The sequence below is a fragment of the Pyrinomonadaceae bacterium genome (genome assembly GCA_036277115.1).
Taxonomy (GTDB): Bacteria; Acidobacteriota; Blastocatellia; order Pyrinomonadales; family Pyrinomonadaceae; genus UBA11740.
Genome location: DASUNM010000011.1, coordinates 173,744 through 195,080 on the forward strand (window position 1 = coordinate 173,744; position 21,337 = coordinate 195,080).

General features: G+C 56.7%; 18 protein-coding genes. 8 read left to right on the forward strand and 10 right to left on the reverse strand.

The features are described from left to right. Positions 1 to 7: 7 nt before the first annotated feature. The 9 genes from hemN to VFX97_02620 form a co-directional block, all read right to left on the reverse strand. Positions 8 to 1,351 carry an oxygen-independent coproporphyrinogen III oxidase gene (gene hemN / locus VFX97_02580; GenBank protein HEX5702088.1) on the reverse strand — a complete coding sequence of 448 codons (1,344 nt, stop codon included), beginning with the start codon at positions 1,349 to 1,351 and terminating at the stop codon, positions 8 to 10. Beyond that, complete coding sequence (locus VFX97_02585; protein HEX5702089.1) at positions 1,348 to 2,547, reverse strand: uroporphyrinogen decarboxylase family protein; 1,200 nt, start codon at positions 2,545 to 2,547, stop codon at positions 1,348 to 1,350. The genes hemN and VFX97_02585 overlap by 4 nt, the downstream gene beginning before the upstream one ends. Positions 2,548 to 2,572: 25 nt before the next feature. Continuing rightward, complete coding sequence (locus VFX97_02590; protein HEX5702090.1) at positions 2,573 to 3,271, reverse strand: response regulator transcription factor; 699 nt, start codon at positions 3,269 to 3,271, stop codon at positions 2,573 to 2,575. Beyond that, positions 3,268 to 4,185 carry a HAMP domain-containing sensor histidine kinase gene (locus tag VFX97_02595; GenBank protein HEX5702091.1) on the reverse strand — a complete coding sequence of 306 codons (918 nt, stop codon included), beginning with the start codon at positions 4,183 to 4,185 and terminating at the stop codon, positions 3,268 to 3,270. Before VFX97_02595 ends, VFX97_02590 begins: the two co-directional genes overlap by 4 nt. Before the next feature lie 119 nt (positions 4,186 to 4,304). Then, positions 4,305 to 5,642 carry a glutamate-1-semialdehyde 2,1-aminomutase gene (locus VFX97_02600; protein ID HEX5702092.1) on the reverse strand — a complete coding sequence of 446 codons (1,338 nt, stop codon included), beginning with the start codon at positions 5,640 to 5,642 and terminating at the stop codon, positions 4,305 to 4,307. 192 nt (positions 5,643 to 5,834) lie between these two features. Continuing rightward, positions 5,835 to 6,785 (reverse strand): porphobilinogen synthase, encoded by a 951-nt coding sequence (hemB, locus tag VFX97_02605; GenBank protein HEX5702093.1) that lies wholly within the window; start codon positions 6,783 to 6,785, stop codon positions 5,835 to 5,837. Between the two features lie 91 nt (positions 6,786 to 6,876). Beyond that, entirely contained in the window at positions 6,877 to 8,436 is a 1,560-nt protein-coding gene (hemC, locus tag VFX97_02610) for a hydroxymethylbilane synthase (protein ID HEX5702094.1), read from the reverse strand. Further along, a complete protein-coding gene (locus VFX97_02615) occupies positions 8,427 to 9,329 on the reverse strand; it encodes a hypothetical protein (GenBank protein HEX5702095.1) in 903 nt (300 codons plus the stop codon). The genes hemC and VFX97_02615 overlap by 10 nt, the downstream gene beginning before the upstream one ends. 90 nt (positions 9,330 to 9,419) lie before the next feature. Then, positions 9,420 to 11,309 (reverse strand): DUF885 family protein, encoded by a 1,890-nt coding sequence (locus tag VFX97_02620; protein ID HEX5702096.1) that lies wholly within the window; start codon positions 11,307 to 11,309, stop codon positions 9,420 to 9,422. A 436-nt stretch (positions 11,310 to 11,745) separates the two neighbouring features. Here VFX97_02620 and thrS point away from each other — a divergent pair, with 436 nt between their 5' ends. The 8 genes from thrS to pheT all read left to right on the forward strand — a co-directional run bounded on the left by thrS (position 11,746) and on the right by pheT (position 20,073). Beyond that, positions 11,746 to 13,719 (forward strand): threonine--tRNA ligase, encoded by a 1,974-nt coding sequence (gene thrS / locus VFX97_02625; protein HEX5702097.1) that lies wholly within the window; start codon positions 11,746 to 11,748, stop codon positions 13,717 to 13,719. A 157-nt stretch (positions 13,720 to 13,876) separates the two neighbouring features. Then, a complete protein-coding gene (gene infC / locus VFX97_02630) occupies positions 13,877 to 14,500 on the forward strand; it encodes a translation initiation factor IF-3 (protein HEX5702098.1) in 624 nt (207 codons plus the stop codon). Positions 14,501 to 14,510: 10 nt separating this feature from the next. Continuing rightward, complete coding sequence (locus VFX97_02635; protein ID HEX5702099.1) at positions 14,511 to 15,377, forward strand: M28 family peptidase; 867 nt, start codon at positions 14,511 to 14,513, stop codon at positions 15,375 to 15,377. Positions 15,378 to 15,455: 78 nt separating this feature from the next. Further along, complete coding sequence (gene rpmI, locus VFX97_02640) at positions 15,456 to 15,659, forward strand: 50S ribosomal protein L35 (protein HEX5702100.1); 204 nt, start codon at positions 15,456 to 15,458, stop codon at positions 15,657 to 15,659. Between the two features lie 79 nt (positions 15,660 to 15,738). Then, a complete protein-coding gene (gene rplT / locus VFX97_02645) occupies positions 15,739 to 16,122 on the forward strand; it encodes a 50S ribosomal protein L20 (GenBank protein HEX5702101.1) in 384 nt (127 codons plus the stop codon). Positions 16,123 to 16,159: 37 nt separating this feature from the next. After that, a complete protein-coding gene (locus VFX97_02650; protein HEX5702102.1) occupies positions 16,160 to 16,843 on the forward strand; it encodes a hypothetical protein in 684 nt (227 codons plus the stop codon). After that, positions 16,840 to 17,940, forward strand: coding sequence for a phenylalanine--tRNA ligase subunit alpha (pheS, locus tag VFX97_02655; protein ID HEX5702103.1), 1,101 nt, complete (start codon positions 16,840 to 16,842; stop codon positions 17,938 to 17,940). Before VFX97_02650 ends, pheS begins: the two co-directional genes overlap by 4 nt. 78 nt (positions 17,941 to 18,018) lie before the next feature. Then, on the forward strand, positions 18,019 to 20,073 hold the full coding sequence (gene pheT, locus VFX97_02660) for a phenylalanine--tRNA ligase subunit beta (protein ID HEX5702104.1): 2,055 nt from the start codon (positions 18,019 to 18,021) through the stop codon (positions 20,071 to 20,073). Positions 20,074 to 20,103: 30 nt separating this feature from the next. Here pheT and VFX97_02665 read toward each other — a convergent pair whose 3' ends face one another. Then, complete coding sequence (locus VFX97_02665; protein ID HEX5702105.1) at positions 20,104 to 21,333, reverse strand: M23 family metallopeptidase; 1,230 nt, start codon at positions 21,331 to 21,333, stop codon at positions 20,104 to 20,106. Positions 21,334 to 21,337: the final 4 nt, after the last annotated feature.

The window sequence follows — 21,337 nt, forward strand, 5'->3', positions numbered from 1 at the left end:
AGGAAAGTTAGACGGCTTGCGAAAAAGTGCGTGCCTGGGGCTGTTGCCGTCGCAGACGATAATCGAAAAACATGCACGCGTTGCGGAGAAACGGCCGCCCTTGCTCGGTGAGCCTAAGCCGGTCGCCGTGAACGTCAACCAGTCCGTCGCTGATGAGCGATGAGAGGAATTGTCTTGCGTCATCAGGCTGTCGCTCGCGCAGTTCGACTTCAAAGCGAGTCATGAATTCCAGAATCTGCTCGCGCAGTTCGCGATCCTCTTCCGAAAGCAAATGTCCACGGAATGTAGGAATCTCGCCTTGCGAGACGCGCCGCTCATAAACCGGAAAAGCTTTTTCGTTCTGATGAAAGCAAGTGGGCGCTTCTGAAATTGCGCTTACACCGAGGCCTAGCAGCACATCGGTGCGCCTCTCTGTGTAGCCCTGAAAATTGCGATGCAGAGTGCCTTCGCGTTGAGCTTGGGCCATGCCGTCGTGCGGCAATGCGAAGTGATCCATGCCAATTTCAGCGTAACCGGCAGTCTGGAGTTTCGCGCGCGCCATCTCGTAAAGCGCTCGTTTGTCAGCGGCCCTGGGAATGTCTTCGTCGGTGTAGCTTCGCTGCGCAGGCTTAATCCAGGGCACGAGCGCAAAGCTGTAGAGTGCGATTCGATCGGGACGCAAATCGATCGTCTTGTCCACGCTCTCTGAAAACCGCTCGATAGTCTGTTTCGGCAGGCCGTAAATCAAATCGTAGTTGATTGACGTGTAGCCGAGTTCGCGCGCAACGTCCGTGCAGGTCTTCGTCACTTCGTAAGGCTGATGGCGATTTACGATGCGTTGGACCTCCGGATCGAAGTCCTGCACGCCGATCGAGACGCGTGTGAACCCAAGCTCGCGCAGCGTTTTCAAATGTTCGCGCGTGGTGTGGCCCGGATGAACTTCGACCGAGGCTTCAAACCGATCCGGATCGATCGTCGTCTCAGCCAAGATCGGTTTTAGAATTTGCCGCAGACTCTCAGGCGCGAAAAACGTCGGCGTGCCGCCGCCCAGATGAATGCCGAGCAACGAGCGTTCGCGCAACTTCGGGACGCGGTTACGATAGAGATTCCATTCAGTCAGTAACAATTCCTGGTAGCCGATTTCGCGCTGGTGATTGCGCGTGATGACGGTATTGCATGCGCAGAATGTGCAGAGGGTTTCACAGAACGGAAGGTGAAGATAAAGGGACCAGGACGCTTGCTCGTCTGCGAAAGCTGAAGAGAGTTCCGTCAGCCACTCCTCAGTCGTCGGCGTGTCGCTCCAGAAGGGAACGGTCGGATAGCTTGTATAGCGCGGCGCCGGGACGTCGTACTTGGCAAAAAGATCGTTCACTGCAGGACCTCTCTAACAGTATTAACAAAGTGTCGCACATTCTCTTCCGGAGTTTTCGGCAGGACACCGTGACCGAGTCCGCAAATCCAGCCCGTGCGATCGTGCGTCAATAATGGCTGGAGAAACTGTTCAAGACTTCGCTTGAAATCATCCCGGCTCGTCAATAGGAGATTCTGATCGAAGTTGCCCTGAATGAAACCGTGCGGAAATTGTTCAAAGGCATCGCGCAAATCCCAATTGTGATCGACACCGATGCCGGCCCAGCCGCCATTCGTGAACAGCGCATGATCGAGATGCTCGCGAGTGGTGTTTTTCGAGTAGTAACCAAGTCTGTCCGGAAAACGCTGCGTAAGCCGCTCGAGCTGCGGCACGACTTCAGCCTTGAAAACGTCGGATCCAAGTTCGCCCGCGGCCGTGTCAAAAATCATCACCAGCTCGGCTCCATTCGCTAACTGTAGTTCGATGTTCTTAATCAATAACGGAACCAGCGTCTGGCAGAACTTCTCAAACAATTGCAATTCTTGTTTCGCGCGCACGACGTTCTTATGCGTTCCTTCAACAGCGTAAACAAACAGCGTCCAGGGTCCACCGACAAAGCCGATCAAACTCTTGTCATGGGGCAACAACTGTCGCGTTGCGCGCATGGCGTCGCCCTGGAAGAGAAGGCTTGGCCCTGCCTCATCGACCGCGCGTAGCTTCCCGAATGTCTGCGGCGTCAATTTCCAGCCGAGTTGTGGGCCGGCATCCGTGTACTGCAAGCCCATCCCGAGCGCTTCCAGGGGGAACAGCAGATCGCTAAAGAGAATCGCCGCGTCAAAATCAAAGTCCATCACCGGACCGAGGGCTACGTGAGCTGCCAACTCAGGCTGCTTACAGAGATCCATAAACGAAAACTGTCGTCGCAGATCCTGATAGTGGCGGTGATAACGTCCGGCCTGGCGCATGAGCCAGATGGGCGGCGAGGCCTGCGGCACTCGGGCTAGCGCGTTATGAAAGCGGCTGTTGCCGAGTTGGAGTGCGCCGGGTCCGACGGGCTGACTCTCATTCATACCTCGCTTCAGCGAGGTGTCTTGGCCTGTAGTTGCGGTATCGAGCCGATTCAACGGCGTATCGGAAAACCGTTCAAACGGTTCCAGACACTTCCGTCGGGCGTTTTCATCTCGCTGAAGCGAGGTGTGAATGAGAGTTCCGGTCATCCGAATGCCTCTTTGTTCATTCCGATCAACCACCCACTATCCCGACTGGTCGGGGTTCTGACTGTGCATTCCATTGGTACCCGACGCCACGAACTGAGCGAATAAATTCACTTTTTTCATCGCCCAAAGACTGCCGCAGGTGAACGATCATGTTATCTACCGTTCGTTGATTCCCCAGTTTGTCTTCACCCCAAAGCTTGTCGATGATTTCGTTGCGGCTGACCGCACGCGGTGCGCTGGTGATCAAAAGTTCCAGCAACTGAAAATCCCTGGCCGGCAGAAAATCTCTCTGGCCGTCCGGTTGCACGATTAAGCGGCTGTCGAGTTCAATCACCCGCCCGTTGCACGAAATTCGATGAAGCGCGGGATGCCGTTCGAAAACATGCTTGACGCGCAGCAGCAGCTCGCGCAGGTGAAACGGCTTCGGAATAAATTCTTCCGCCCCGATTTCAAAACCTTCCAAGCGGTTCTCAGCAGTGCCCAGTGCGGTCATGAACATGATCGGAACTGAAGAACTCGCTTTTATGTCGCGCGCAATCTCGAACCCCGAACCGTCCGGCAAACTGACGTCCAGTATGATCAAGTCCCAGAGGCTTTCGCCGAACCTCTTTAAGGCGCGCTGCTTCGTCTCCACCCACGAGACTTCGTAACCCTCGCGCTCCAGCCGGTCGCGCAGAGTTGCGCCCAGCGAGCGATCGTCTTCGACCAGCAAAATCGACTTCATGCCAGTTCGTGTCTCGGCTGTTCGGCCAGAACGGGTTGAGGCACACTCGGGATACTCAACTCGGCGACAAACCCGCCTTCACGTCCGGGCGCGAAATTCAAAGTCGCATCCATTCGTTTCGCCAGTTGCCCCGAGATGTAAAGGCCGACGCCACTGCCGCTGCCACGCGCGTGCCGTACGAACAGCTTTCCCAATTCCCGAAAGTCGCCCTGAAAACCGCAGCCGTTATCGGCGACACGCAAGGTCAGCCGGCCCGCGTCGCTCGGCTCGACCGTTATTCTGATCTCCGACGCTTCACCGTGCTTGACCGCGTTGTGAATCAGGTTGGTCAGCACACTGGTGAGTGCGCGGCTATCACCGCGCACCACGCCATCGCCTTTCTGAACGATCGACAGGTTGGGCCAGTGATAACGGAGCGCTTCCACTAATTGTCCGATGCGCACAGGCTCGTTCAGAAGCTTGCCAGTGGGAAGGCTGACCAAAAACAGAGAATTTTCCAGTTGTAGCTGCAAACGCAGCGTGTCCTGCAGCAGACGATCAAGCAGTGGATTCGGGTTCGCGCCAAAATCTTCTTTGAGGCTCTCGGCCTGCAAGCGGAGGCTCGCGAGGGCTGTCTTGGCATCGTGTGTGAATGCGGCGAAAAACTCTTCGACCTGCTCGTGTCGTTTCTGTTCCCGGCGCGCGTAGTAATAAAGCGCCAGGCCGCCGCCGATGAGCGATGCGATCAGAATGCCGCCCTCCCACAGAAGCATCCGATAATGGCTTTGTAGTTGATCAGCCTGCTCAACGTGAAACTGGTCCAGCAGGTTGAGTTGCCGCAACCCGAAAATCATCCACCACACGGCGAGCGTGACGGTGAAAGTGACCCAAAGAGCCACCAGCAGAATTTTGATTCGGTCGCGACCAGGTTTCATTTCTTTCTTTTCTCCCTCTCCCTCTGGGAGAGGGCTGGGGTGAGGGAGCGAAGCTTAGCGGTAAATAACAATATGAATCTAGTCCCAGGAATTTTGGGAGGCCCGCCGCTACTAAGCTCTCACCCTCTCCCTCTCCCAGAGGGAGAGGGAAAAGCCTCTTCAACCGCCTCACAAATCGCACGAGCGGATTTTTCCAACAGCTCATCAGTATGAGCCAGCGACATGAAACTTACCTCATAACCACTCGGCGCGAAGTAAACTCCACGACCCAGTGCGCCGTGAAAGATGCGCGCAAAGTTTTCAGCGTGATATGTCGGGATGTCTTCTAGCCGACGAATGACCTTATCAGTCTTCGCATGTAGCCAGAACAGAGAAGCCGCGCGCGTGATTTGCACCGGCAAGCCTCGTTCATCGAAGGTCGCATTCAGTTGATCGCAGAACTGCGCAGTTCGCTTTTCCAGCGTTTGAAAGGCGCCGACACGTTCAATCTTTTGCAGGGTCGTCAACCCGGCGCGCACACCAACAGGATTCGCGCTTAGTGTTCCGGCCTGATACACCGGTCCGGAAGGCGCGACCATCTCCATCAGATCGCGCCGCCCGCCGTACGCACCGACGGGAAATCCGCCGCCAATGACTTTGCCGTACGTCACGAGATCGGGTCGCATCCCCAGAACTTCCGCCATGCCGCCCATCCCCAAGCGAAAACCGGAGATGACTTCGTCGAAAATGACCAGCGCCCCATGCCGGCGCGCGAGGTTAACCGTTTCTTCTATGAATTCGCGCCGCTGAATCAACAGACCGTAATTCGCCGGCAGCGGTTCAAGAATCACCGCGGCTATTTCCGATCCGTGCGTGTCGAACACCGCGCGCACGCTCTCTTCTTCATCCAGCGACGCAACCAGCGTTTCGCTCGCAACATTTTTGGAAACGCCGGCGCTTGAGCTGGCGGCAACTCCGGCCAATCCACTTCCGGCTTTCACCAAAAGGGAATCGGCGTGGCCGTGATAGCAGCCTTCGAATTTCAGAATTCGCGAGCGCCCGGTCGCCGCCCGCGCTACGCGGAGCGCACTCATCACCGCTTCCGTGCCCGAAGAAACGAAGCGCAGCATCTCGGCCCAGGGCACACGCGAAGTAATCCATTCGGCCAGTTCCAGTGAGTAAGGCTCGCACGCGCCGAAGCTCCAGGCGGTGTCAATTGCTTCCTTCACAACTTCGGCGACATCCGGATCGCGATGACCGAGCATCAACGGCCCGAAGCTCTGACAGAAATCAATGTAGTCCTCACCCTCAACGGAAGTCAGAATCGCGCCCTGCGCGCTGCGGAAAAAGACGGGCGTTCCGCCAACGCTTTTGAAGGCACGCACGGGACTGTGTACGCCGCCGGGTGAAAGGCGCAGAGCACGTTCGAAGAGGTCGTGCGACGAATCAAGAACTGGTGCTGTTTGATGAGACGACATTATATGCCTTTTTCCCTCTTCCTCCGGGAGAGGGTTAGGGTGAGGGCTTAGCGTGCGGAAGCGTATACGTTACTTCTTCTTTCTTGTCGCGAGGCTGGGCCTCGCAACAAGAAGGGGCAGTCTCATGGTTTTAGTATCGCTAAGCTTCGCACCCTCACCCCAGCCCTCTCCCAAAGAGAAAGGGAGATCAAATTAGATTCCTAACTTCTTCGCATAACGCGCGCCGTACGTGATGATGAATTGGGCGCCGGCGCGTTTGAAAACGTGCCACGTTTCCAACAGCCCACGGTCGAAATCAATCAGTCCATTATCAGCCAGCAGCGACATTCCGGCGTACTCGCCGCTAACCTGATAGGCGCCAACTTGCAGGCCAGTCTCTTCGTTAATGGGCGCGATCAGATCGAGCGAAGTCAGTCCCGGTTTTACCATGAGCAGGTCGGCGCCTTCTTCAGCACAGCGACGACTCGACGCGACTGCGTCAGTGCGATTGCGCACGTCCAGCTGATAGCCTTTTCGGTCCCCGAACTGGGGAGCGGAGTCGGCCGCAGCGCGAAAAGGGCCGTAGAAATTACTGGCGAACTTTGTGCTGTAACTCATCACCGGTACGAGATCGAACCCGTTTTCGTCGAGCTGCTCGCGAATGCGGCCCACCCGGCCATCCATCATGTCGCTGGGACTGATGCCGTCCGCCCCGGCTTCGGCGAATGCCAGCGCTGAATTCGCCAATTCATCAAGCGTCATCGGATGATCGATACCGGTGTCGCTCAGCACTGCGCAGTGGCCGTGCGTCGTGTACGCGCACAAGCAGGTATCGACCCACAGGCATAGATTCGACCCGAACTGTTTTCGGATCTGGGTGATCACCTCACGCTCGAATTGATGGTCAAAATCTTTTTCACGCTTGTCACCGGGAACCGGGAAGAGCAGGAAATGAGTCACGCCATCTTTCAAATCGTTTTCAATCTGTCGCAGCGCGGATGAAATGCTGAGACGAACATTGCCGCGCAGGCCGGCGATCGGCTCATCGGCTTTGAGGCCTTCGACGACGAAAAACGGCTGAATCAATTGCGCGCGGTTGAAATCCGTTTCCGCGCACAAGTCGCGTAAGTGTTGAGTCGCCCGCAGGCGCATCAAGCGTTTCATTGAAGGCTCATCTCCCGTAGCCATTCGTAAGTGTCGGTACCCGGAGCGGTAGCGACGGGATCAACATTCAACTTGCGCGTCGATCCGGTCGCTACCGCTCCCGGTACTGACACATTTCCTCTAGCCAATGCTCGTGATCGAGAAATATGTGCGGCTCGATTCCGTGGCGTTGGAGTACTAGCTGTGTGTTGCCGGGCCCGCAGAAATGCGTCATCGATTTCATCCATGGATTCAAAGACAGCGCGCGTTCGAAACTCGATCCGCTCGTCCAGAAAAAGTAATATTTGCCTTCGATGTTGGGACCGTCGTCTTTCGGAACCAGACGATACGTCGGTAATGTTTGCATTCCATTTTCAAAGGAACCAGATGCGGGCAGGATACCCGCGCTCCCCGAAGAACCAGATGCGGATAAGATGCCCGCGCTCCCAGCGTGCGTCAGCTTTGTCCATTGCACTTCGGTCCCGGCAATCGTTTCGATCCGCGGATGCTCCTGTTCGCCTAAACCCTCGCCGGAGCCGTTCACCCAGACGCCGCGCTGTGCCAGGCGTCCCCACGTCTTCAGGCCGCTCGCCCAAACCAGCTGCGAATCAGAAGTAGAAGCGTCCTCCGGCAACGCATCGGCCTTGGCAATCCACAAAGGCGAATCCGGTATTGTCGCAGGTATCGGCTCGCGTTTGAACCAGTCAGAGTCCGCAGGCTTGAGTGGCCAAAGCAGGTCGGGCGCCACTTTCGCCGGCCGCGGGCGCGAAGCTGACAAGCGATACTCATTCAGTGCCGCGCCATCGTCAGTTAGCCCGCGGAGAGAGGTGATTTCGCCGTACGGCCGGCGCAAGACACTGGCGCCTATCTTTTGATGGCAGCCGCCACCATAACCGCGCAGAATCTCGCGCTCACGCTGAGCGGTCGCAAATGTCTCGGCACAGTTAATAGGCGCGAGCAGTTCCATCAACTCAGGACGGTGACTCTGGATCTCAACCGCGAGCGCGCCCTGCGCCGGCGCACACGGATTGGCGCGCAGCGGCAGAACCATCCACAGGCACTGCGACAGAGCTTTTCGCAGTTCAGCTTTCGTGGCGGCGAACTCTTCTGCCGGCGCTTCCAACAGACGATCGAGCGCGGCTTTGGCGATAATCAACGCGTCCGCGCCCGGATTCCACATTTTGCGCACGCGCGTCGGCACGTTGCCGCGAACCGGTTCAAACGTCAGTTCGTCAACTTTTGCGGGAAGCGCAGTTCGCAAAAATGAGTCGAGATTGTAACTGCGTCGCGGCGACGAGGTGAGAATCGTAAATCGCCCGGTGCGCCGAGCTTCCTCCCATCGATCTCTTCGCACCAACATCAAATCGCGCACGTCGGCGCGCGGGAGTGTTGCCGCGATCAAAGTCTCGCCGTCATCCTCTATCGCTAGGTCTTTCCATGAATGCACAGCCAGATCGTACTTGCCGGCGAGCAGACCCTCGCGCAGGTCCTGGGTGAAGACACCTTTCTCAGGCATCTGCCACAGCGGATCGGTTTGATTCTTATCGCCGAGTGATTCGTGAAAGGAATATTCGATACTGATTTGTGGGTGTGCGTTTTGAAGAGCGCGGCCGACTTGAAGTGCCTGAATACGCGCCAACTCGCTGCGACGCGCAGCGAGAACTAGGCGCATAAATCTTCCCAACCGAAGGGCCGAAACTGCGCCTGTTCGATCAGCCTCTGGCCTGCTTTCCTGATTTCGTCCCGCGCCGCGGCCACGCGCGCAGCTGGTTCGGGGCGCTCGTTTTTTAAAGCGGCGAACATCTCTGACAGTCTGACCACAGGCAACGAACAGTTCAATGGATCGGTTTCTGCTTCGCCGCGCAGGTCGAGGACCTTCACGACTGGAGTCAGCTGCGCCGCCATCCATTCCTTCACATCGCACGCGCTGATCGGTGCTGCAATTACGAGCGCGGTCTCTCGGCTTTCCTCAACCGGTGCGGTCAAGGCGAATTGCGCCAGACGGACTTGTGGAAACTTTTCCATAAGCGGTCCGGCGCGCTCTGGATTGCGTGCGCAAACAGTTACGTCGGTCTTGCCAACCACCCAGGGAAGAATCTCTTCAGCCAGCTGGCCCGCGCCCAGCACCACAACGGAGGGAACCGCCTTCAGATGTCGCCTCACCATGCCGCCATACGATTGGCTGCCGAGGCCTTCGAGATGCAGCCGCCGCACGTGCTTAGCATCGACCAGCAGGTCGGAAGTTACCCGGCGCAGGAACGCACCCCATTCATTCATCGGAAATCTTGCGCTCGCGCAGAACTCTTTGAACTGGCCCATGACTGCTGTTTCAGCCACCAGCGGTGAACGCAGACCGCAAATCACTTCGAGCAGAAAATTGTGGGCGACTTGTCCTTCATAAGTTTCAAAGCCTTCGGGTAGATCGGGAATCAGCGCAGCGCTTTCCGATTTGTGCAGCAGGACGATTCGGCGAAGGCAGGTCTGCCACTCGAGCGCGTTGATGGCCACCGGCCACCTCTCGCCCGGTTTGGCGGGATGGTGCAGAACGATTAGATCTTCCAGCACGGCATCATTTTAGAAATCGCGTCTCGCGGATTGTCACGGTTTTGTCATTCGACGAAGAAAAATGTCGACGCTTGAGGCGGCCGTTGAAGATCAGTTCGGCAGAAATCTCCAACTCGTCTTGAAATCCCTTGTTAGCTTTTGATTAGTCAGAATCGCGCGCACCATCTCCACCGGAATCCGGTTCTCTTTCAGAATCCAGTCGTGAAACGCGCGGTTTGTCATCTTCTTTGAATCCACCAACTCCTGATGCAAAGCATGAAACTGCCGGCCGCCGAGCAGGTAAGCGATTTGATACAGCGGCCCATAGCTCCCATCGAATGAACGGCGTACTTCGGCGGTGGCGTTATCGCGCTCGTGTCCGACCCGATTTACGAGATAGTCGATGCACTCCTGCGGCGTCATTTTTTCCAGATGGAAGCTCAGCGAGAAAATGATTCGCGCGCAGCGATGCATGTGCCAGAACAGCATGCCGATCTTGTTTTCAGGGGTCTTTGGAAAATTCATGTCCCAGAGCAGCAGCTCCCAGTAAAGCGCCCAGCCCTCGCCCCAAAACGGCGTCGAGAACAGGCCGCGATACGGCTTGTACCGCGCAGTCATGAACCCTTGCAGGTGATGACCGGGAATCAATTCGTGATGCACCGTGGCGCGCGAGAAGTGTGGGTTGTTGCCGCGCATGCTCATCATTTTCTGTTCGTGCGACATCGTGCTGGTTGGATAAGAAACCTGGATGACTTCGCCGCCCAGAAAGAACGGACTTACAAGCTGACGTTCGGGACTAAGCATTTCCATCCGCCACGTGTCTTTCGCCAGCTGTGGGACCGTCAACAGATCGTTATCCTCCATGTATTTGATCGCTTCCAGAGCGAGTTCGCGAATCATCTGCGGTTGCTTGCCGGGCTCGACGTACAGGTTCTTCACGTGCTCCAAGGCCTTCTTCCAATCATCGCCATAGCCAAGTGCGCGCGAAGCTTTCTTCATCTCGTTCTCGCACCAGGCCATTTCCTTTTCGGCAAACGCGATTAACTCCTCAGGCGTGTAAGGAATCATCTCGGATTGCAGTTCGCTCAGCAGAGCTTCGCGGCCGATTGGATCGCCGACGATGTCGCTCGTGTCGCCGGCGCGCGCAGTGACCTGCACGCGCGGAGGTTGAGTTTGAGCTCGACCCTGTACGCCGCCGCCCGTTCCACGGCCAGTGGTCGCTTCGGTCGATGGCCCTTCGGCGCGCAGGCCGACAACCCGTTCACTTAGGAACGCGGAATAACCGGCGAGCGTTTCATCGAGCGCGCGGTAAGGCTGCTCGTTCCACCAGGTGAAGATCGGATCGTAACCGTTATAAAACCCGTACCAGTTTCGCAGGTTAGTTCTGAGATTATTCAGCGCACCGACCGCGCGAAACGCGACGGTCTTCTTCACTCTGATCGGAACCTCGCCGCCGCGCTCTGGTCGCAGTCCCGCCTCGACCGCGCGGCGGGTTGCCTCAATCTGCTTCTTAAGTTCGTTCAACGTCGCCGCCGTTTTCGGGGAGTCTATTGGTTCCATGCGACGACGCGTCTCTTCCAAACTTACGATCGCGGGCGCGAATGGAATCAGCGGGTTCATCTCTGCCAGCTGCTTTTCTTCGATATCCAATTGCCGAAGCTCTCGCTCGAGGTAGGTGCGGAAGAGCACGTAATCCACCTTGCCGCTCTGATTCATCCCGTCGAAGTTCAATTGCCGAATGCGTTCGAGTGCGTCGCCATAAAACTTCCGGAAGCGTTCACGCCGGGCCGGCGAGCTGGCGACGGGATAGGAACGTTGCAGGCTGCCGCGATCCACGACGAAATACTCCAGGAGCGCGCGCATCTCGCTGATAGAATCGTCCGAGGTCGCGGTGGTTTGCGTGGTGGACGGCCTCTGACGCTGAGATAAGACGGGAAATAGGCCACTGCTCATTAAGAGAGCGATGCTTGCCAGGGCTAACGAGCGCCGGAAGTGGATCATCAGTGAAACTCCTTCAAGGTGTGACTGACGGGCCGATATACTAACGCAAAATGTCTCAGAAGCCCGACCGTAGGGAGGGCTGTTGAGATCTCAGATTTCAGATTTGAGATCTCATAAGTGCTTTGTTATTATCTGGCTTCGCAATAATGCGAGGTGACAGGCCTTGTGCTTGTCGGTTTCGAATTTTTGATAGGAAGCTCCGGAAGACCTTCGTGATGAGACGGTTTACAACTCGTTTCACGTTTTGATTGCGCGCCCTTTGGGCGTGCGGCGAAGGCGCTCCTATCGAATCCGATCATTTGCAGTTAGTAAATAGTGAATCGTAAATCGTGAATAGGAAGCGCCGGTTCCGGTCTTCCGCGGCTATTTGTTTCTGCGGCCCCTGCCTGATGTGGGGAGGGGTCCAGGAATATCGCTCCTAACGGAGCGAAGAAAAATGAGCGAGATTAACGTCCAACTTAATAACGGTCCCGCAGCGCAGATTCCTGCGCCGGTCACGGTCGGAGAAGCTTTGAAAAAGCTCGATCGCGATCTGGCGAAGCAGGCGCTGGCTGCGCGCGTCAACGGCCGTGAAGTTGATCTCGCGCACACCATCGACGCCCAGGCGAATGGCGATGCGATCACGATCGAACCGGTCCTGCCGCAGACGCTGGAAGGGCTCGATGTGCTGCGACACTCGACTGCGCACTTGCTGGCGGCGGCGGTGCTGGACCTATTTCCCGAGACTAAGCTCGGAATTGGGCCCGCGTTGCTCGACGATCCCCGTTACGGATTTTTCTACGACGTGATTGCGCCGCGCGCTTTGACTGAAGCGGATCTGCCGGTCATCGAGAAGAAAATGCGCGACATCGCCAAGCGCAACATGCCATATCGCCGCGATGAGATTTCAAAGGCGGAAGCACTGCGCGTCTTTCAGGAACGCGATGAGCCTTTGAAGTGCGAACTGATCGACGAGAAGGCGGGCGAGACTGTCAGCGTTTATTACATCGATGGCTCACCGTTTCTCGACTTCTGTCTTGGCCCGCACGTGCCGAACACGAATCGCTTGAAGGCTTTCAAGCTGCTTTCCCTGGCGGGTGCGTATTGGAAGGGTGATGCCGAACGTCCGCAGATGCAGCGCATCTACGGCACGGCGTTCTTCAGCCAGGAAGAACTCGAAGGCTGGTTAAAGCAACGCGAAGAAGCGGAGAAGCGCGATCATCGCAGGCTGGGTCGCGAACTTGATCTGTTTTCAATTCAGGAAGACTACGGCCAGGGGCTCGTCTTCTGGCATCCGAAGGGCGGCATCATCCGCCAGCAGATGGAAGACTACCTGCGTGAGGAACTGGTCCGCCGCAACTACAGTTTCGTTTACACCCCGCACATTGCGAAGCGCGAGCTTTGGCAAACGAGTGGGCATGAGCAGAACTACGGCGATTCAATGTTTGCGCCGACTAAGCTGGAAGAGAACGAGTTTCGGCTGAAGCCGATGAATTGTCCGTTTCATATCGGCATCTACAAATCGCAGCAGCGTTCTTATCGCGATCTGCCGCAGCGCTATGCTGAGATGGGCACTGTCTATCGCGCGGAACTGTCGGGCACGCTGCACGGGTTGATGCGCGTCCGCGGATTCACGGTGGACGATGCGCATCTGTTCTGCACGCCTGAGCAGATTCCGCGCGAGATTGACGACTGCGTCGATTTTGCGTCCGCCGTTCTAAAAACCTTCGGGTTCGAGAAGATCAAGTACGAACTATCGGTGAAGGGAAGCGGCGAGAATAAACTGTTCCTCGGCTCAGACGAGCAGTGGGAGAACGCTGAGAAGATGCTGGCAGCCGGTCTCGACGCGCGTGGGATTCCCTACGAGCGCATCGAAGGCGAGGCGGCGTTCTACGGGCCAAAAATCGATTTCAAGATCGAGGATGCCATTGGCCGTCTTTGGCAGCTCGGCACGGTTCAATGGGACTTCAATCTGCCGGAGCGGTTCGAGTTGGAATACATTGCCGAAGATAATAAGCCGCACCGGCCGGTGATGGTGCATCGTGCTTTGTTTGGATCGATCGAAAGGTTCTTTGGTGTATTGATCGAGCATTACGCGGGCGCTTTTCCGATGTGGCTGGCGCCGGTGCAGGTAGCGGTGCTGCCCATTACTGACCGGATCAACGAATACGCCGAGAAGATCGCGCAGGATCTGCGCGGCTCAGGCCTGCGTGCCGAAGTGAACGTGCGCAGCGACAAGATTGGCGCAAAAATTCGCGACGCGCAGATGCAGAAGATTCCTTTCATGCTCGTGCTCGGTGATCGAGAGTTGGAAGAGGCAAAGGTCGCCGTTCGTGAGCGAACTAAAGGCGACATCGGCGCGATGGCGCTGGATGAATTCAAAGAGATGGCGACGCGTCTGGTAAAGACGCGAGCGCTCAACAATCAATGAGTTTCGAGTTTCGAGTTCCGGGTTTCGAGTTGGCTTGCGGTTCTAACTTGAAACCCGGAACTCGAAACTCGGGACCTAAACCCAGGGAGGTGGACACATAGCTACAGGTTTTCGAGGCCGCGGTCGCCCGGACTTCCGCCGTGGGCCAGTAACTCGGATTAACGAACGGATTCGCGTGCCCCAGGTGCGCGTGATCGGTGAAGATGGCGAACAATTTGGCGTGCTGGAAACGCGCGATGCAATTCGTCGCGCGCGTGAGCTGGGCATGGACCTGGTTGAGGTGGCGCCCAACGCCGAACCGCCCGTTTGCAAAATCATCGACTTCGGAAAGTTTCAGTACGAAGCGAAGAAGAAGGCGAATGAGGCGAAGAAGAAACAAGTCGTCATCACCGTCAAGGAAATTAAGTTTCGCCCCGGCACCGACGTGCACGACTACAGCTATCGCATGAAGCGCGCGCGCGAATGGTTGACCGAAGGTAACAAGATCAAAGCGACGATCTGGTTTCGCGGACGCGAGATGACGCACCGCGAATTGGGTTCGCGAATTTTGGAGCAACTCGAGAAAGATTTAATCGAGGTTGGCGACGTCGAAATGCGACCGCGGATGGAAGGCAACCAGATGTTTACGATCTTTGCGCCAAAGAAACATGGTGGCGGCAAAGGCGGCGGCGGATCTCACCAAAGCAGTCCGGCACGACCGGAACCAGCGCGGCCCGAGAGTCCACGCCCTGAAGTAGCGCCGCCCGAGAGCGAGCCGAAGACCGAACCCAAGACGTCCTGACGAGAATTCAATGCGGAAACCGCTTTCAATATTGACGCTGTTTGTTGTTCTGCTCGCCGCTCAGTTGCAAACGAGTGTGGCGCAGAAGGGCGATGGCGCCCGGCTTGCGAATCAGGTTTCAGCCATTTCGGCCGGAGCCGACACTAAAGCTCGTGGGACGGCGATCAAGGCGAGACTGGATGCGCTTGGCATCAAGTACCGCACTGAGCCGTTCATGCACGCAGACCGGCAGGGCGAAAACATCGTTGCAGAAATTCCGCCGCAGGCTGGGGCTACGAAACAGTTGATGTTGGGAGCGCACTACGATCGGGTCAGCCAGGGCCAGGGCGCAATTGATAATGCTTCCGGTTCGCTGGCGGTGTTGGAATTGTTGGCGGCGCTGAAGAAAAAGCCGTTAAAGAACTATGCAGTGTTCGCCGCGTTCTTTGACCTGGAAGAGATTGGTCTGCGCGGATCGGAGAATTACATCAAGGCACGGGAAGGGAAGCCTTTGCCGGCGGTTTTCATCAACTTCGATGTCTTTGGCTATGGCGACACGCTTTGGGTGATGACTCCGGATGAAAAATCTGCATCGGCAACGGCGGTGAAAACAGCAGCGGCAAAGGCGAAATTTCCACTGCAAATCGGCGCGCAGTATCCGGCCAGCGATCATCGCAGTTTTATTCGAGCGAAGGTAGAAACGCTGTCGTTTAGTCTGATCGATGGAAAAGAGATTCCATCGATTATCAAGTTTTCTAATCGCGAAGTGCCGGACCAGATGCCCCGCGTGATGACGATCATACACAGCCCCAACGACACGCCGGACAAGATTGACGGTGCGGCCATCGCGCGTGCTTTACCGGTTGTCGGACAGGCGATTCGATTAATGGATAAGTGAAGTTTGTTTGAGATCTCAAATTGAGATCTCAGATTTGAGATCTGAAATTTGGGATCCGAGATTTAAGGAGAGGAATTCATGCCAAAACTAAAAACACACAAAGGCGCGGCGAAGCGCTTTCGCTTGACGGCCACCGGCAAGATCAAGCGCGGCCATTCGCATGCCCGTCACATTCTGACGAAGAAAACTAATAAGCGAAAACGACTTCTGGATATCGACGCACTGGTTTCTGAGTCTGATCAGAAACGGGTCGAACGGATGTTGCCATATGGAAGAGACTAGGACTTTGGTCTTTGATCTTCGGTCTTTGAACAAAGACCAAAAGCCAAAGACCTAAGATCGTTTTTATCGGAGGGTTGTCATGCCAAGAGCAAAACGTGGAAATAAGCGCCTTGAGCGGCGCAAGAAGATTTTAAAGCTAGCGAAAGGATATCGCGGCACTAAGTCGAAGCTTTATCGTTCCGCGAAAGAATCGGTTGAGCGTGGACTTAACTTCGCTTACACCGGTCGCAAATTGAAGAAGCGAGACTTTCGCTCGCTTTGGATTGTGCGCATCGGCGCGGCCGCGCGCTTGAACGGCCTTAACTACTCGCAGTTCATGCACGGCTTGAAGCTTGCCGGAATCGAACTTGATCGAAAGATTCTGGCGGACTTTGCTGCCAAACAACCGGACGCCTTCGCGGCCCTGGCGACGCAGGCGAAAACGGCCCTGGAAAATAAACCGCAGGAGCGCGCCGCCGCATAAGGCCTCTCCGGGCGAAAGGAAAAGGGACATGCTCTCAATGAAAAAGAAAGTTATGTTTTCAGCCGTTGCGCTGGCGCTGTTGCTTGTCCCAGTAGGTCTGGTGACGCAGGCTCAAGTGCCGAATCAAAAGCCACAAAGTTCGTATGCCGGGAAGTACGAGGCAACGGTCAAGGGCGAAACGGGCGAGCAAAAAATCAGCCTCGAGGTGTTGGAAGATGCCGGTAAGTTCTCCGGAGCACTCACCACTGCGCGGGGCGCGTTCAAGATTATCAAAGGGACGGTCGCCGATGGCGTGCTGACTGTGGAAATTGAGAAGCCGGGCGGCGGCGGTTCCGGTCCATGGAAGCTGCGACAGAATGGCTCCAACTTGACGGCGACGTTTTCCGAGGCCGGCAAGGAAATGACGGTCGAGTTCCGAAGAATTGTCGCCGACGAAATCTCGGGTGAATGGGACGCCGTCGCCGACGCGTCCGGGCAGCCATTCCCGTTCACGCTGACCCTGAAACTTGAAGGCGAGAAGGTCACGGGAAGCAGCGCCTCGCAACTGGGCAACTCGAATATTTCAGAAGGCAGTTGGAAGGACGGCAAACTTGCGTTGATAGTCGAGGGCGGCAGCGGCAAGATCGCGTTGGCGGCCACCATGATCGACGGCAAATTATCCGGCGACTTCGATTTCGCCGGGCAGCTTCAGGGCAAATGGGTGGCGATCAGAAAGAAATGAGCGAAAGCGCAAACGCGCCTGCGAACGAAGTTGAAGCAGCCCGCGAAGCGTTCGAACGAGAGTTCGAGCGCTTTGCCCGCTTTATCGGCAGTGCTGCGTCTTCCGCGCAGTTGACGTTGTCCGAAGCCGAAGGTGAACAGCGTGCTTTGAGCGAGTTGCGCACGCGACATCTCGGGAAGAAGAGCGCACTAGCGGCGTCGAAAAAACTCATCGGCCGGGTTCCGGCCGACGAGCGCGCATCGTTCGGTCAGTTGGTCCAGAAAACCGAGGCCGGATTCGCGCAATCGCTGGACGATGCAGAAGCGGCGCTGACATCGATCATTGAAACGGCGCGTACCGCACGCGACGCGATCGACGTAACAATTCCCGGACGCCGTCCGCGGCAAGGACACCTGCATCCGGTCACGTTGATGCGGCAACGGATCGAAGACATTTTTGTTTCGCTCGGATATGCCGTTGAAGACGATCGCGAGATAGAGACTGACTTCTACAACTTTGACGCGCTCAACATCCCCGAAGGTCATCCGGCGCGCGATCCGCAGGACACCTTTTACACGACTGAAGGATTCGCGCTGCGCTCACAAACATCGACGGTGCAAATTCACGCGATGCAGCGGCGGGGCGCGCCGGTGCGGATGATCGCGCCGGGACGCGTCTTTCGCCGGGACACGCCTGACCCGACGCACAATCCGATGTTCTATCAAGTTGAAGGCTTATGCGTCGATCGCGGCATCACCATGGCGCACTTGAAAGGCACGCTGGCCGAGTTCGTTCATCGATTGTTCGGCCCCGACACGAAAACTCGTTTTCGACCGTCGTACTTTCCGTTCACCGAACCGAGCGCTGAGGTTGATTACAGTTGTTTCAATTGCGGTGGGGAAGGCTGCCGTATCTGCAAAGGGTCGGGCTGGATTGAGCTGGGCGGTTCGGGCATGGTGCACCCGAACGTTCTGCGCGCGGCGAATATCGATCCGGAAGAATTCACCGGCTTTGCATTCGGCCTCGGCATCGATCGCACATGCGCACGCATTTATCAGCTCGATGACATTCGTTTGTTGTTCGAGAATGATGTCAGGTTTCTAGAGCAGTTCCGGTGATTGCATAGGTCCCATCAGTCCCATTGGTCGCGTATGTCACATAGGACAATAGGACAAATAGGACTCATCTAAAGATCAATGTTCATTTCCTATCAATGGCTCCGCGAGCTGACCGGCACGAAGCTTGACCCTGAAGAGATTCGGGAGAGGCTGACAAATGTTGGTCTGGCCGTTGATGCGGTTGAGCAACGCGGCGACGACTTCGCGCTGGACGTAGAAGTACCATCGAATCGCGGCGATTGCCTGTCGCACGTGGGCATCGCGCGCGAGCTGGCGGCTAGTGAGAAGTCCAAGCTCCAAAGTCCAAAGTCTGAAGTCCCAAATACCAGTGGTAAGACTGCTGACGAAACTTCGGTAACCATCGAAGACCCGGATCTCTGCCCGCGATATGCCGCCCGAATCATTCGGGGCGCGAAGATCGGACCGTCGCCCGACTGGCTCGCTAAAAAGCTTGAAGCCATCGGACAGCGACCGATAAACAACGTCGCGGACATTACGAATTACGTCCTGCACGAGCTGGGACAGCCGCTGCATGCGTTCGATCTCGCGAAGTTGGACGAGCAGCGAATCGTTGTTCGCCGTGCGCGGCGCGGCGAGAAGATCAAAACACTGGACGGCGTCGAACGAGCTCTTGAGGAGCAGATGCTGGTAATCGCCGACGCGTCACGACCCGTTGCCGTCGCCGGTGTCATGGGTGGCGAAGAATCAGAAATTTCAAGCGCGACTACGGACATCCTGATTGAGAGTGCCTACTTCAATCCTCAATCTGTTCGCCGGACCGCGAGATTGCTGGGCCTGAATACCGAAGCGTCGCACCGGTTTGAGCGCAGCACGGATCCCGAAGGCGTCCTTCGCGCTCAGGAGCGCTGTGTCGCGCTGATTTGTGAAATCGCCGGTGGTACCGCGACCGAAGACGCGGTTGACACTTATCCGAATCCAATCAAGAGCAGAGAAGTAATTTTGCGGCCGTCACGCGTGGAAGCAATCACCAGTCTGAGAGTTGAAACCGAAGAGGTGCAGCGCGTGCTGGCCGCACTCGGCTTCGAGCAAGGTGCACAGGATGGGGCAGCGCTGAGATTCACTGTGCCATCCTGGCGGCACGATGTGTCGATCGAAGAGGACCTCGTCGAAGAAGTTGCGCGACATGCAGGCTACGCAAAGATTCAGGAAGCTCTTCCGCCGGCGAATAGCGCGGGCGAGTATCATTCGACTGAGTCACGCAAGCGCGCCTTGCGCAGAGCCTTGGCGGCGTGCAGCTATGACGAAGCGATCAGTTTCAGCTTTGTTGAGCAAACAAACCACTTCGAACTCATTCCGGCGTTCGAAACATCCGAGGCCGTCGTTCTGACGAATCCGATTATTGAAGAGGCCTCGCGGATGCGGCAGACCCTTTTGCCGGGTCTGTTGAAGGCGGTGCAGCACAATATTAACCACGGCACGCGCAATGTTAGTCTCTTGGAACTCGGTCGCATATTCGCATCCATGCAAAAAGAAGAATTGCCGGAAGAGCGCGAAGCTTTTGCGCTGGTCGCGACCGGTGGGTTGACGTTGGCCGGGCGTGCCCAGCCTGAGCGCGACTTGGATTTTTATGACATCAAAGGCGCGCTCGAATCAGCGGTAGAAGCCATGAATCTTCCGCCACTCCAGTTCGAGGCAGCGGAAATCAAACATCTTAGACGCGGTCAGTCAGCGGCAATCAGCGTCAGCGGCCACCGCGTCGGATCAATCGGACGGCTGTCGGAAGCGGCGGCGGGACAGTACAAGTTTCGCCAGCCCGTGTTCGTCGCCGAGCTTGATCTAACGGCGTTGCTCGATGCGAGCGAATTGCCCGTGCTCTATTCGCCGCTGCCACGCTTTCCCTCGATCGTTCGCGACGTGTCGCTGTTGGTTGATCGCAAGACTACGCGCGCGACGCTCATGCATGCTATTGCCGGCCATGAGCCGGCGCACTTTGTCAGGTCCGAATTCGTCGGCACGTACGAAGGCGAGGGCATTCCTGACGATAAACGCTCAGTAACTTTCCGGCTGGAGTATCGCGCTGACGACCGTACTCTGCGTGATGACGAAGTTGATGAGATTCACTGGCGCGTCGTCGAGGCGCTCAAACATCAGTTCGCTGCTGAAGTTCGCTAGACGCCTAAGATCTAGCCTGTTGCTCATCCATCACCGGGGAAAGGTCATGAATGCCCCGTCCATCGGCACCCTAAACCTCATCCGCCTGCGCTTGAATTCGAACCGCGTGCGCTTTGCCAGATCCAGCTTGCGATCACGCTCATAACCGCCCAGCACGTAGCCGGAGTAAATATGGGGCAGGAAGTCATGGCCGTTCAGTTCCGGCCCGCGGCTGACCTGGAAATGGAGGTGGGGTCCCACCGAGTTGCCTGAATTGCCCACCTTTCCCAGCACCTGGCCCTTGCGAACGCGATCCCCTTTCTTGACCCGAATCGATCCAGGCACGAGGTGCGCATAAAAGGCATATTGCCCCTTGCCGATCTCAAGAGCAACGATGTTGCCCGCCCAGGTTTTTTCAGTCAACGGAACCGGCGGGATGACCTTGCCGTCAACCCGTGGAACGTTTTCGGGAACCCCGTCCAACGTATCAACCACGAGTCCGTCTGCGACGGCGATCACATCTGCACCCTGGCCGTAGAACTGCGAGTTGACGAGATCCGTCGTCCCGGTCGCTCGCAAAACTTCACCGGCCTGGTCCACGAGGCGGAAGTCGCAGCCGAAGCGTTGCGGAAGGTGGATACGCGCTTTCTTGCCGAACGTGTACATAGAGTCATGGGCGTTCCAGCCGCCGCCGCTGAAACCGTTTCCGCAGCGCCAAGGCCCGCCGCGAACCGGAGGCCCGATGACCAGCGGCGGCCGGCGATCGATCGGCATCGGTTTGGTAAAGGCGAAGAGTTCGGATGACTCCGAACCGTCGTCGAGGAGCATTTGGAGATTGGGATTGGATTCGAACTCGAAGCGGTGTCGTATTGCAGCAGGCAACCTCGCACCCAACGGAAGCTTCACGTCGATGGCCATTACCGCTGTCCGACCGGACCGAAGTACGCGGTTGTCGGGGCCGATCCCTCCGGAAAACGGGACAGTATTAATCCTGATCGGGTCTTCGAGCGACTTGCTATCGAACTTCACCAGTCGTTTCCCCGTCGCGGCATCCTCGATTTCAACTGACGCGAAGCGAAGATCCTGTTTTTGCCAATTGGTGATGAGGAGCTCATAGGCAAGATGTTGGACATCGTCGTCGCCAGGTACGAACTGACCGATGGCGGGCCGGACGTCGGCATCGACCCGAAGCGACGTTACCTTTTCAACGATGTCGGCTTGCGCTCGCGCGATCGTGAGAGCGGCAAACATCGCCACGATTGCCGTAGCTAATTTCTTCATAGTA

Excerpts from the sequence above, each read along its gene's own strand:
- hemB (HEX5702093.1), bottom strand. The coding sequence starts at position 6,785 with ATGAAACGCTTGATGCGCCTGCGGGCGACTCAACACTTACGCGACTTG.
- hemC (HEX5702094.1), bottom strand. The coding sequence starts at position 8,436 with ATGCGCCTAGTTCTCGCTGCGCGTCGCAGCGAGTTGGCGCGTATTCAG.
- pheT (HEX5702104.1), top strand. The coding sequence starts at position 18,019 with ATGTTCATTTCCTATCAATGGCTCCGCGAGCTGACCGGCACGAAGCTT.
- thrS (HEX5702097.1), top strand. The coding sequence starts at position 11,746 with ATGAGCGAGATTAACGTCCAACTTAATAACGGTCCCGCAGCGCAGATT.
- VFX97_02635 (HEX5702099.1), top strand. The coding sequence starts at position 14,511 with ATGCGGAAACCGCTTTCAATATTGACGCTGTTTGTTGTTCTGCTCGCC.
- VFX97_02665 (HEX5702105.1), bottom strand. The coding sequence starts at position 21,333 with ATGAAGAAATTAGCTACGGCAATCGTGGCGATGTTTGCCGCTCTCACG.
- VFX97_02600 (HEX5702092.1), bottom strand. The coding sequence starts at position 5,642 with ATGTCGTCTCATCAAACAGCACCAGTTCTTGATTCGTCGCACGACCTC.
- VFX97_02650 (HEX5702102.1), top strand. The coding sequence starts at position 16,160 with ATGAAAAAGAAAGTTATGTTTTCAGCCGTTGCGCTGGCGCTGTTGCTT.
- rpmI (HEX5702100.1), top strand. The coding sequence starts at position 15,456 with ATGCCAAAACTAAAAACACACAAAGGCGCGGCGAAGCGCTTTCGCTTG.
- pheS (HEX5702103.1), top strand. The coding sequence starts at position 16,840 with ATGAGCGAAAGCGCAAACGCGCCTGCGAACGAAGTTGAAGCAGCCCGC.
- VFX97_02620 (HEX5702096.1), bottom strand. The coding sequence starts at position 11,309 with ATGATCCACTTCCGGCGCTCGTTAGCCCTGGCAAGCATCGCTCTCTTA.
- VFX97_02595 (HEX5702091.1), bottom strand. The coding sequence starts at position 4,185 with ATGAAACCTGGTCGCGACCGAATCAAAATTCTGCTGGTGGCTCTTTGG.
- rplT (HEX5702101.1), top strand. The coding sequence starts at position 15,739 with ATGCCAAGAGCAAAACGTGGAAATAAGCGCCTTGAGCGGCGCAAGAAG.
- VFX97_02585 (HEX5702089.1), bottom strand. The coding sequence starts at position 2,547 with ATGACCGGAACTCTCATTCACACCTCGCTTCAGCGAGATGAAAACGCC.
- VFX97_02590 (HEX5702090.1), bottom strand. The coding sequence starts at position 3,271 with ATGAAGTCGATTTTGCTGGTCGAAGACGATCGCTCGCTGGGCGCAACT.